The organism is Porphyromonas uenonis 60-3 (assembly GCF_000174775.1).
Taxonomy (GTDB): domain Bacteria; phylum Bacteroidota; class Bacteroidia; order Bacteroidales; family Porphyromonadaceae; genus Porphyromonas; species Porphyromonas uenonis_A.
In genome coordinates this window covers 16,637-29,136 of sequence record NZ_ACLR01000047.1, presented here as the reverse complement: position 1 = coordinate 29,136, position 12,500 = coordinate 16,637, and the positions used below count along the sequence as shown (strand labels likewise).

Below are 12,500 nucleotides of genomic sequence, written 5' to 3'. Positions count from 1 at the left end.
TCGGGGTGCTTATTGCCCGAGGCTGGTGCTAGGTCACTCATAGTATAGTGCTGGGGGGTAGCTCCTACCCAAATAGTGTATCGATAGGTCTCGCCGCACTCGTTTGGTACGGGGATCTCTATCCTAGAGGCTGCAGTCAGGTCAGCTGGCTCTAGATGCTTGTATGCGATGATCTCTCCTGATGAAGGGACACTGATGACAATATCCATGTAGCCCGCCTTGCCAATGTAAGCCGAGTCAGACATACAGGGTGTCTGCGTATAGGGCGTGAAGACCAGTATCGTGGGGCACTCGCCTCGATCATATACGAGCTTATCACAGCTGACGAGTGATAAGAGGAGGAGAGGTAGCAAGAGTATACTATATATAATGTGTCGCTTCATAAAATGCAACTATGATTGAGAGATCAGATGTGTCGGTTTAGAGGAAGGGTAGATCGTAAGGCTAAGATGCCATTGGGGAGTATTCGTGCAAAGTTAGCTATAATGTAGCGAGTTCTTCCTTAAAAGACTTGACATAATCGGTATTTCTTTTGACATAATCGGTATTCCCTCACGGGAATAGCGATTAGAGAGCAGAGCTATCGGAGTGACCGAAGTCGAACCCCGAAAGCAACACAGCGATTCGCCTTTATGCAACAGTCTCAATAGGACTCCGATGGAAGAGTTGCAGGATGCGGTGCAGACCTAAGCGCAACAGTCTCTCTTGGGCGACTTCTTTGGCGTAGCGACCTTGCTATGGTGGCATGCGGAGCAACCAGCGCAGCCTGTGGCTCCTCGGGGGCGACGGATTAGTCGCCACAAGCTACGGACTATGTAGAGCACCGTGACAACAATGATGAGGAGTACAACGATTGTTTGCAGATCCATGGCAACACCTATTACTTATATAATGAGTAGTCCTATCAGTCGTGCCAGATAAGCCACGATCCAGGCTAGTACGCAGGTGTAGACGACCACAAAGAGTCCCCACCAGCCACTGTTGAGTTCCTTAGAGACGGCCACAACCGTGGCGACGCAAGGTATATAGATGAGTACGAAGATGAGGAAGCAGATGGCTATCAGTGGCGTGTAGAGTGGCTCGCCCGTGACGGGGTCTTTCTCTTGGCGCATCTGTCGTGAGAGCGCCGAGCTACCCACGGCAAAGTCTTCGCTATCCTCGTCTACCGTCTCATTGCCCGTGTAGATGACGCTAAGGGAGCTGACGACTACCTCTTTGGCCGGTAGGCCAGCCACAAGTGCCACGCTGAGCTTCCAGTCGAAGCCGAGCGGAGCTAGGACGGGTTGCACCGTTTGTCCGATGCGTCCCAGGTAAGAGCCCTCTTGCTGCTCCATGTATGCCTGTCGCTCTATCTCAGCGACCTGCTCACTGCGCTCGCTCTCAGAGAGCGTGCTCTGCTGCTGCACCTGTGCTATCTGCTCATCAGCACGAGACATCACCTCCTCACGTGGATAGTAGCCCAGTGCCCAAATGATGACCGAAGCCACGAGGATGACCGATCCCATCTTGTGTAGATACTCGCGTGCCTTGTCCCACATATGTATGCCCACGGCACGCGCCATCGGGATGCGGTAGGGAGGTAGCTCCATGACGAAGGGAAGATCCTCCGATTTGAAAAGTACTCGGCGGAAAAGCTTCGCCAGTAGGAAGGCCAGCAGCACACCAAGAGCGTAAAGTCCGAAGAGTACCAACCCTGCACTCTGCGGGAAGAAGGTACCCGCAATGAGGATGTAGACTGGTAGTCTGGCGCTACAGCTCATCAGCGAAGTGACTAGCACTGTGATGATACGACTCTGTCGGCTCTCGATCGTCCGAGAGGCCATCACAGCGGGGACGTTGCACCCGAAGCCCATGATGAGCGGTATGAAGGACTTGCCGTGCAGTCCCATGTGGTGCATCAGTTTATCCATCAGGAAGGTGGCTCGAGCCATATAGCCCGTGTCCTCCATGATAGATATGAAGAGGTAGAGTATGAGGATGTTCGGTAGGAAGACGAGTACACCGCCCACACCGCCTATGACACCCGTCACCAGTAGGTCGCGTAGAGGACCAGGACTCATCATCCCGTGTATCCAAGCGCCAAAAGCGTCCACGCCCGCCTCGATCCAGTCCATCGGGAAGGCTCCCAAAGCAAAGGTCGCCTCAAACATGATAAAGAGGAAGGCGAGAAAAATCGGATAGCCCCAGATAGGGTGTATGAGGAGGTTGTCTATACGATCAGTTATGGTGCGTATGCGCCGCTTGTTCGGACGGTAGGTCTCTCTGAGCGCGCCAGCGATGAAGCCGTAACGCTGATTGATAATATAGTTCTCCAGATCCTCCTCGTTGGAGTGATTCTTGCGCAACATGTTCTCCTCGTAAGCAGTAGCGGTGAGGAGGTACTCACCCTTTGGCTGCTGCTTGATAAAGCTCCGCATGTGGGGGTCTCCCTCGAGGAGCTTGACCGCTAAGTAGCGGGGAGATAGGTGGTCGGGGAAGGTCGCTTGCTCGGTGATCTTCTTCTGGAGGGTTGCTATGCTCTGCTCAAGGTCTGTCCCGTAGTTGATCTGCAGGAAGCGACGATCCGCATAGAGATTGTCATCAACGAGCTGACGCACTTTGTCAAAGAGCTCGAAGACACCCACCCCCTTACGGCAGATGGTAGGCACCATGGGGGTGCCTAGCAGGTCGGAGAGCTGCTGTACGTCGAGTTGGTTCTTCTTCTGCTCGAACTCGTCCCACATGTTGAGCGCCGTAACCATCGGGATGCCCATCTCACGCACCTGTACAGCGAGGTACAGCTGACGCTCTAGGTTGGTGACGTCCAGTACATCTATGACCACGTCTGGACGCGTCTCCTCATTGGTTAGATAGTCACGGATGTAAAGCTCTTCAGGCGAATAGGGCGATAGGGAGTAGGTGCCTGGGAGGTCAATCAGTTCGTAGCGAACGCCTTGATAGTCGAAGTGTGCCTCCTTAGCCTCGACGGTGACACCGCTGTAGTTGCCGACACGCTCATGCGCTCCGCTGGCATGGTTGAAGAGTGTCGTCTTACCGCTGTTAGGGTTGCCAATGAGCGCCACTCGTAGTGAGCGGGAGATGGCGACACGCTCGGAGACTGCACTCTCTGTAAGTGAAGCCCCCGCACCTTCATGTACGAACGCATGAGCCAGTGGCGGTAGCTCCTCCGAGGTAGAGTCTGAGTCTATGAGCTCTACCGTGATTAGCCCCGCCTCTTTGCGACGCAACGAGACGTTGTAGTCCATCAGCCGATAATAGATAGGATCCCGCAGTGGAGCCGCTTGTATCACCTCCACCACCTGTCCCTGCACGAAGCCCATCTCTAGGATACGCTTGCGAAAGGCTCCATGACCGCCTACCGATAGGATGCGAGCTCGGTCGCCATTATGTAATTCCGACAATTTCATGCGCCACAAAGATAGCGAAAGCTGACCGAGCGTTCGATATGAGTGAATACCTAATGATAGGTACTGTCTTTCGCATTTAAGAGAGCAAAAAATGCCACTCTTGGCTTCTAGCCTAAGAAATAGCGGGGTCGTGTTCCTGTAAATAGTGACTCGTCCAACGGCTCTGCCGAGGAATTTTGAAATTTCTCGGTGGGGATATTTCGTTTCTCAGGGAGGAAACGAAAAATTCATCGGAACTTCAAAATCTTTCTTCCGAAGTTTCATTTCATTCTTCCGAACTTTTATTTCCCGGCTCCGTGGAGAATTTTCGTTTCCTCGCTGGAGATTTGCGATTTCCTCGGGAGCAACGCATTTGGAGGTTAGAGTTTCAGTTGAGGGGTGGTTGGGAGCTTTGGGGTCTCCCTGCTTTTCGGTACTTTTGTAGCAATGCAAGCAGATAGCCAGATGGATAGGCATAAGATAAATACGATAGCCGTGTATGGTAGCCATGACACGCTGCGTCTCACGGACGATGTGGCAGCGCTCCTGACTGCGCTGGCGGAGCACGGCGTAGACCTATATATAGAGACGCCGCTCTGGGAGGCGCTGTCGCAGGCGGGCATCCCGGAGGGGTATCCGCAGATGCGACTGGGCGGGGAGACGCCCTATGGTGACATTGCTCTGAGCCTCGGTGGCGATGGTACGCTGCTACGCGCTGTGCATAAGCTGCGAGACGTAGAGCTGCCTATCTGGGCGATCAACTGTGGGCACCTTGGCTTCATGACTGAGATGGAGCCTCAGGAGGCTTGGCATCATCTAGACGATCTGCTCGCTGGACAATATAGTATAGAGACCCGCACGCTGATTGATGTAAGTGTGGCGGGTGAGCATGTGGGCACTGCGCTCAATGATCTAGCGGTACAGAAGCGCGAGACGGGTTCTATCATCAAGATACGAGCCGACCTGGACGGAGATCTGCTTGCTGAGTATGCTGCCGATGGCTTGGTCGTGAGCACGCCCTCGGGGTCAACCGCCTATGCGCTTAGTCTGGGCGGACCCATCGTGACACCTCAGTGCCAGACGCTGCTACTAGTGCCGATAGCTCCTCACACGCTCAATATGGCTCCGCTCATCTTCCCCGATACCAGTGTGCTGACAATGAGAGTCTCCTCACTACATCCCACCTTTTCCATCGTAATAGATGGCAATCTGCGGGTCTACGACTGTGGAGTCGAGATCGTTGCCCGCAAGAGTGACAAGCGAGCCCACCTGCTGCGTCTCTCGCACAAGCCGTATACGCAGGTGATCCGTGAGAAGCTCCTCTGGGGACGTGACTTGAGATAAAAAGATTTCTTGGATCGCTTTATTTGATAAATGTTTGCGAATCAGTCTTTTGTGAATTGTTTTTGGTGCTATTGAGCTTTTTGGAGAAGATTTTCTTGCGAGAATCTTTTGTCGGAAGAAAAATTTGTATTACCTTTGCATCACAATTGCCCGAGAGCTGAACATTCAGGGGTGATTGGCAAGTAGCTGCTGGCCCTTTCGTCTAACGGTTAGGACGTCAGATTCTCATTCTGAAAATAGGGGTTCGATTCCCCTAGGGGCTACAAGTAGATATGAAGTGCTCTGCTTATAGAGTCTCGCATATCGAGTATACCTAGTAATTAAGTATCACAAGAATGGCAAATCATAAATCAACGCTGAAGAGAATCCGTCAGAGTTCCACTCGTCGCCTTCGCAATCGCTATGCGAGCAAGACGTCGCGTACGATGATCAAGCAGTTTCGTGCGATGACAGATCGTCAGGAAGCTGAGCAAGCTTTGCCGAAGGTGTATTCTACACTAGATCGTCTAGCTCGTAAGAATATCATCCATCGCAATAAGGCTGCTAACCTGAAGTCTAAGATGGCTCTTCATCTCAAATCTCTCTAGTCTACGACGACGTATCGCAACACTGTATCAGTTCGCTGAGGATATAACACTATATTAAGGATACTGGCGCACGATTTGGCCCTTTCGTCTATCGGTTAGGACGCCAGGTTTTCATCCTGGAAAGAGGGGTTCGACTCCCCTAGGGGCTACTCAGAAAGCCTTGCCAGCCACCTCCCTTTCCTCCAAGCTGTTTTTCATAACATAAGGCTGATACCATAAGCGAGTATATATCACAAAGAAGAGGAGTGTTCTTGGACCAGATCGAGAGCACTCCTCTATTTCTTTTGCACTAGAGCAGGTTGGTGTGGGTTGCTTTATGTACATTTGTCCACATCTCTGAGTCGTAGCAGACATATCATCGGAAATCATTATAAGACCCATTACGAAGAATACATGACTAAAGCAGAAGTTGTAAAGAGTATCGCCGACACGACGGGCGTAGACCGACAGGAGGTCCTGCAGGTCGTAGAGGCCTTTATGGATACAGTCAAGAATGCTATGAGCCAGGGGGACAATGTCTACCTCAGAGGCTTCGGTAGCTTCGTCGTCAAGGAGCGCGCAGAGAAGACTGCTCGCAATATATCCAAGCAGACGACGATCATCGTGCCTGCCCGCAAGGTTCCCACGTTCAAGCCTTCGAAGGCTTTCACAGCCATGATCAAGTAAGCATGCCTGGGTGTGAGCAGAGAGGCCGCTAGTCCCCTAAGACGATCAGTCTCAGACCTCACCACCTCGGATCAATATAGACCAATTCAAAAGAAACAATTATGCCAAACGGTAAGAAGCACAAGCGTCACAAGATGTCGACGCACAAGCGTAAGAAGAGACTGCGTAAGAATCGTCATAAGAAGAAGTAGTAGACGAGCGGTCTAGGAGACCGCCTGTGTGATTCCCACCAAGGCGAGTTGATCGTCCCCTACGGAAGTCGCACAGTCTACACGCTAGAGAGCCATCGCATATGTGTGGCGATCTAATCTTAACGCACGAAACGCATCAAGCAAGCCGTCATGACCGACCTCTCATAGACGAGAGGACGGTTGTGGCTGGCTTCGTTGCATAGCAACTCATCCTATCACCCTGCAGTAGTCCCTCATACGCTGACTAGACTAGAGCCTGTAGCATCCCATTCGCAGGCACCCTGCATCAGCCCGAGGTTACGAATACTACGGCAGCACCTGTAGACCGCCCCTCTCTGTGTATCTTAAGGACAAGAGATACGCATAGAGACCAGCTACTCCAGTAGAGGTGTAGCGACTAGGTACTTCGATGACTCACCAGCTCGGGTCAGTGCAGTGGCACGGCGTAGCTGTGAGACGGAGGAGAGAAGAGGTTCGGTCATACTAGACCTCTACACGTTTCCAATCTATTAATGCACAGATTATTTGAGACACCGTGAATAGTGAACTAATCATCGATGTAAAGCCCAAAGAGGTGTCTATGGCAGTGCTCGAAGACGGCGAGCTCGTAGAGCTACGGACGGAGAATAGAAATATCCGCTACGCTGTCGGAGACATCCTGCTCGGCGAGGTAGACAATGTCGTCAGAGGCAACAATGCTGCCTTCGTCAACATAGGCCCCATGAAGAACGGCTTCCTACACTACAATGATCTAGGCAAAGTATTTGGAGCGACCACCCACTTATTAGAAGATATAGCGGAAAAGAAGAAGGTCCCCCCCATAGACAAAGTCAAAGAAGGGGAGCCCCTGCCTAAGGATGGTAACATCATCAACTCGGGACTCAAGAAGGGAGACAAGATCCTCGTCAAGGTAACACGCGAGGCCTTCGGAACCAAAGGTCCCAGCCTCTCTGCAGAGCTTTCCATAGCGGGCAGATTCCTAGTCTTAGTGCCCTTTAGCGATCAGGTAGCCATCTCTAGTGAGATACGCTCCACGGAGGAGCGCACGAGGCTCAAGACCATCGTGCACAGTGTCATCAAGAGTGGCTATGGAGCCATCATTCGGACGCAAGCTGCGGGCAAGAAGACCCAAGAGCTCGTCGAGGAGATGATGGATCTGATAGATCGATTTGAGACAAGCATCAAGAAGCTGGTCCGTGCTAAGGCGCCTACTCAGATTTATGAAGAGCGAAACCGTGCTATCAACCTCATCAGAGACTCCTACAACAAGAGCTTTACCAAGATCGTCGTCAACGATCCTGACTACTACAAGGAGCTCAGAGGCTACGTAGCCGACATCGACCCAGGCAGAGAGCAGATCGTCACGCTTTATGAGGACGATGCTAAGCGACCCCTCTTCGACGCTTGCGGTGTGACAAAGCAAAAGAAGACCCTCTTCGGGCGTAAAGTTACCCTGCGCAGTGGTGCCAATATCATCATTGAGCAAACCGAAGCTATGCACGTCATCGACGTCAATAGTAGCAAGAAGGCTCGCAGGACTTCTGGACAAGAGGAGACCGCCTTTGATGTCAATATGGCTGTCGCAGACCTCATCGCCCGTCAGATACGACTGAGAGATCTCGGAGGTATCATCGTAATCGACTTCATCGATATGAATGAAGCAGCTCACAACAAGGAGCTATACGAGCATATGGTGAAGCTCATGGCAAACGACCGAGCCACCCACAAGATACTACCGCTGAGCAAGTTCGGTCTCATGCAGATCACACGACAGCGTGTCCGTCAGGCGACCATCATACGCACCGAGGAGACCTGCCCTACCTGCCAAGGCACGGGCAAGATCAAGACCTCCATCACCTTTACCGATGACCTGGAGGAGATGATAGCCCAGCTGACTACGGGCGACAAGCCGATCCGCAACTTCGCCATGCACCTACATCCCTACGTAGTGGCCTATATCAAGAAGGCTCCCCTCCTGGGGTCCTCTCTATTTACTAAGTGGAAGAAGAAATACTCCAAAAACATCAAGCTGATCGAAGATCAAGATGTGGCACTCCTAGACTGCAAGATCTACGACAAGGATCGTAATCTGATCACTCTAGAGAAGTAACCAGCGAGCCGCACATCCTTCCCATGTGCTAGCTCTGATATAAATACGCAAAGAGTCCCTACGAGAGCACCTCTGCTCCCCGTAGGGACTCTTTTGTTATGTCTACCCGCTCTTGCCATCTCAAGATTATTTTGTACATTTACGGAGCCTAAAATGCGGAGATGTGACCTTGTCGTAAGCTTCGCTAGTGGTATTGACTATATAATATGCTAGTAATGAGCTGTAATCCGTCTTATATCCACATCGTCTGGACCGCCCACTCAGCGGGTCTGGCGCCTTGGTCTGCTCCTAGCCTATACAATCTCCCTATGACAAAAAAAATAAAACAATATAATGACGAACGAATGGCAATACACTCCCTTCACCCCAGAGGAGGAGGTGGGTGGCTCTCAACTGGCGCACGCCTTGAGAATACCCGCTGTGGCGGGACGCCTACTCTATCGTCGCGGTATCCGTACGGAAGCAGAGGCCCAGCGATTCTTTCATCCATCGCTGGAGGATCTGCACGACCCCTTTCTGATGCAAGATATGGATCTAGCGGTCAAGCGTCTCAACAAGGCGCTCGGGCGCAAGGAGCATATCATGATATACGGCGACTACGATGTAGATGGCACGACGGCTGTATCACTAATCTATAAGTACCTCCGCTCGGCGGGCTGTAGCGAGCACCTCCTGAGCTACTATATCCCAGGGCGGGACGATGAGGGGTACGGCGTATCTTATCGGGGCGTGGACCATGCCCACGAGATAGGTGCGACGCTAATCATTGTGGTGGACTGTGGCATCAAGGCTATCAACGAGATAGCCTATGCTAAGACGCTGGGAATAGACTTTATCATCTGCGATCACCACCACCCAGACGACCAGTTGCCCGATGCAGCGGCCGTCCTAGATCCTAAGCGCCCTGACTGTCACTACCCCTTTGAGGAGCTATGTGGGTGTGGCGTGGCGTTTAAGTTTATGCAGGCCTTTGGTATGGACAATGGCTTCCCCTCCGCTTCGCTCTTTAAGCTCCTAGACTTGGTCGCGGTGAGTATCGCTGCCGACCTCGTCTCTGTGATGGATGAGAATAGGATCCTGGCGCACTACGGCTTGCGTCAGCTCAATCGCAATCCATCGATGGGGCTCAAGGGAATCATCAAGACTTGTGGTCTCGAGGGTCGTAAGATCACGATGGCCGACATTATCTATAAAATCGGTCCGAGGATCAATGCCTCGGGGCGTATGATGAATGGCCGCGAAGCGGTCGATCTCCTTCTGAGCAATGATGCGAAGACGACGGCCCGCATGAGCGAGCTGATTGATGAGTACAACGTCCGTCGTCGTGAGCTGGATCGCTCGACGACCGATGAGGCGATGCAGCTCCTGCAGGTCAACCCCGAGCTGGCGCATCAGCCCATCGTAGTCCTTTACCAGCCTGACTGGCACAAGGGGATCATAGGGATCGTCGCCTCTCGTGTGGCGGAGTATACCAATAGACCGACGATCGTGCTGACAGGCACGAGCGATCGTATCGTCGGTTCGGCGCGCAGTGTTGGCGGTATAGACATCTACAGCATCATCGAGGAGGCGAGAGATCTGCTCCTGAACTTTGGTGGCCACACCTATGCCGCTGGACTAACCCTCTTGCCCGATAAGCTACCCGATTTTAGAGCCTACATACAGAGCGTCAATGCGGTAGTTGATACGGATCGTGCGCAGTCAACACCGATAGAGGTCGATGCCGAGATAGAGCTTCGCGAGGTGACACAGAGACTATACACGACGATACAGCGCTTTGCACCTTATGGTCCAGACAATTACCAGCCACTCTTTGTCACGCAGCAACTCTATGATGGCGGTGGTAGTAAGGCCGTGGGGCGCAACGGTGAGCACTTTAAGGTCGATGCGATACCGTCACTAGGATCTAGGAAGCACTGCCCAGGGATAGCCTTCAACCAAGCTCCCGCCTTCCGCTTTATCAAGAAGTCTTCGGCAGGAAGGGCAAGTGCACCCTTTGCCCTTGTCTACCAGATAGATGAAAACCACTTTAACGGAGTTGTTTCCCTACAGTTACTAGTCAAGGATGTCAAGCCACAACGACCTGGAGAGGACCTCTTTGCCTCCCAGCGATGAGACGGCTGGCACCCCTTCTGGACGTGGCGAAGCTGTCGACTGGGACTTGCTCCTGGAGGAGCAGGATAACCTATGGCGTGACGTAGCGACCGATCCGCGAGCTGATACCGAGCGTGAGTGGCTAGGTGAAAAGCCTTCACAGCCGACGGGCGATCGACCTGAAAAGGCTGGCACCGCCTCTGCGGACGATGAAGCTACCCCGCTAGGAGTCCTTCATCGCTACTGGGGTTACCCGACCTTCCGACTCAAGCAGGCTGAGATCATCGAGAGCGTCTTGGCGGGACGAGACACGCTTGGGTTGCTACCTACGGGCGGGGGCAAGAGCATCACCTTTCAGGTACCGACGATGCTACACGACGGGCTGACACTCGTCGTCACGCCACTCATTGCGCTTATGAAGGATCAGGTGGACGGTCTCAACAAGCGGGGCATGTCTGCCACGGCTATCCACTCGGGTATGGAGTACAAGGAGATACAGCGTGCCTTGGACAATTGCTTGTACGGTGGATGCAAGTTCCTCTACCTATCGCCCGAGCGTCTGGCATCGCCACTCTTCCTCGCCTGTCTGCCCGAGCTACCGATACGGCTGATCGTGGTGGACGAGTGTCACTGTATCTCGCAGTGGGGCTACGACTTTCGCCCCAGTTATCTGAAGATTGCAGAGATACGTCGCTACTACCCCGCCGTGCCACTCCTGGCGCTCACAGCGACCGCTACGCCAGAGGTTGTCGCTGACGTGATGGCTCGTCTGAGCTTTCGTAAGCCGCATGTCATCAGTAGCTCATTCGCACGGGACAACCTGCAGTATATCGTACGCCCTACGATGGACAAGGCGACGGAGCTCCTCCATATCCTCGCCTCAACGAGTGGCAGCGCGATCGTCTACTGTCGCAATCGCAAGAAGACGCAAGAACTGACTGAGATGCTTCAGGAGACTGGCATCTCGGCACACTACTACCATGCGGGACTGACCCACGCAGAGCGAGAGATCAAGCAAAACGCTTGGATGGCTGGCGAGGTGCGTGTGATGGTCTGCACCAATGCTTTCGGCATGGGCATCGACAAACCCGATGTGCGTCTCGTCGTGCACTGGAGTATGCCCGTGGCTCTGGAGGAATACTTCCAAGAGGCTGGACGTGCGGGGCGTGACGGACAGCGTGCCTTTGCCGTGGTGCTATACGAGCGTCGGGATCGCGGGATGCTCCTGCAGCGGGTGCAAAATGAATTTCCCGACAAAGCTTACATTCGTGATGTGTACGATACCCTCTACAGCTACCTAGGCATTGGTCTCGGCGAGGGTATGGAGCGTAGCTACGAGATAGACCTCGAGGCGTTTGTGCGGACAGAACATCTGCATCCGATACGGAGCTTGAGCGCCTTGCATATCCTTGAGTTGGCAGGTGCCTGGGAGCTACTCCTTGACGAGGCACGCTCGCGACTCATCGTGGAGGTCTCGAGAGAGGAGCTATACTACATCCGAGGCTTGTCCGCCCAAGATGACAAGGTGCTACGGGCTGTCTTGAGAAACTACTCGGGACTCTTTGCCGATTACGTCTTCATCGACGAGCGTACCCTCTCCATACAGACCCACCTGACGGGCGAGGCGGTGTACGAGAGCTTGGTCCGAATGAGCCAGCGAGGCATCATTCACTATATCCCGCGCAAGCGCTTGCCCCGTATCCTCTTCTACACAAGGCGGGAGCGCAAGCATCACTTCCTCATCCCCCCCGAGGTGTACGAGCTGCGCAAGGAAGCGATGACCAAGCGACTCACCGCTACGGTCGCATACCTCGACAGTCAGCAAGGCTGCCGACAGTCCATGCTCCTACACTACTTTGGCGAGGAGCTCGCTGTGCCGTGCGGACGCTGTGATCTTTGCCTAGCTCGTAAGGCGCGCTCCCAGCGAAGTGAAGAGACTCTGGAGGTGCGACTCAAAGCTCTTCTAGAGCAAATGGAAGAGCCATCGCCTACTTTGCGGGACTTGGCAAAGAGCCTAGGAGTCAAGACGAAAGCTTTGCTCCCGATCCTGCAGAAACTCCTCGAGGAGGACGACCGCTACCGTACCGACGGGGTACACCTATATAAGAATAAGTAATCGAAA

General features: G+C 53.2%; 9 protein-coding genes and 2 tRNA genes. 8 read left to right on the top strand and 3 right to left on the bottom strand.

Annotated features, from left to right (window positions below):
• The 3 genes from PORUE0001_RS01485 to feoB all read right to left on the bottom strand — a co-directional run.
• On the bottom strand, positions 1–383 hold a 383-nt coding region (locus PORUE0001_RS01485), incomplete at its 3' end, for a hypothetical protein (protein ID WP_007364661.1).
• A gap of 303 nt (positions 384–686) precedes the next feature.
• On the bottom strand, positions 687–869 hold the full coding sequence (locus PORUE0001_RS09930) for a FeoB-associated Cys-rich membrane protein (protein ID WP_007364668.1): 183 nt from the start codon (positions 867–869) through the stop codon (positions 687–689).
• A gap of 15 nt (positions 870–884) precedes the next feature.
• A complete protein-coding gene (gene feoB, locus PORUE0001_RS01480) occupies positions 885–3,407 on the bottom strand; it encodes a ferrous iron transport protein B (RefSeq protein WP_007364664.1) in 2,523 nt (840 codons plus the stop codon).
• A 426-nt stretch (positions 3,408–3,833) separates the two neighbouring features.
• On the opposite strand from feoB, the gene PORUE0001_RS01475 reads away from it, so the two are divergent.
• The 8 genes from PORUE0001_RS01475 (at position 3,834) to PORUE0001_RS01440 (ending at position 12,494) form a co-directional block, all read left to right on the top strand.
• Entirely contained in the window at positions 3,834–4,730 is an 897-nt protein-coding gene (locus PORUE0001_RS01475; RefSeq protein ID WP_232501384.1) for an NAD(+)/NADH kinase, read from the top strand.
• 191 nt (positions 4,731–4,921) lie between these two features.
• Positions 4,922–4,993 (top strand) — tRNA-Glu (locus tag PORUE0001_RS01470).
• Positions 4,994–5,065: 72 nt separating this feature from the next.
• A complete protein-coding gene (gene rpsT / locus PORUE0001_RS01465) occupies positions 5,066–5,317 on the top strand; it encodes a 30S ribosomal protein S20 (protein WP_007364674.1) in 252 nt (83 codons plus the stop codon).
• Positions 5,318–5,394: 77 nt separating this feature from the next.
• Positions 5,395–5,466: transfer RNA gene (locus tag PORUE0001_RS01460), tRNA-Glu, on the top strand.
• 208 nt (positions 5,467–5,674) lie between these two features.
• Positions 5,675–5,983, top strand: coding sequence for an HU family DNA-binding protein (locus PORUE0001_RS01455; protein WP_262498080.1), 309 nt, complete (start codon positions 5,675–5,677; stop codon positions 5,981–5,983).
• A 726-nt stretch (positions 5,984–6,709) separates the two neighbouring features.
• Positions 6,710–8,284 (top strand): Rne/Rng family ribonuclease, encoded by a 1,575-nt coding sequence (locus tag PORUE0001_RS01450; RefSeq protein ID WP_007364667.1) that lies wholly within the window; start codon positions 6,710–6,712, stop codon positions 8,282–8,284.
• A 333-nt stretch (positions 8,285–8,617) separates the two neighbouring features.
• Positions 8,618–10,399, top strand: coding sequence for a single-stranded-DNA-specific exonuclease RecJ (gene recJ / locus PORUE0001_RS01445; RefSeq protein ID WP_007364679.1), 1,782 nt, complete (start codon positions 8,618–8,620; stop codon positions 10,397–10,399).
• Positions 10,383–12,494, top strand: coding sequence for an ATP-dependent DNA helicase RecQ (locus PORUE0001_RS01440; RefSeq protein ID WP_232501383.1), 2,112 nt, complete (start codon positions 10,383–10,385; stop codon positions 12,492–12,494). Before recJ ends, PORUE0001_RS01440 begins: the two co-directional genes overlap by 17 nt.
• The last annotated feature ends 6 nt before the right edge of the window (positions 12,495–12,500 follow it).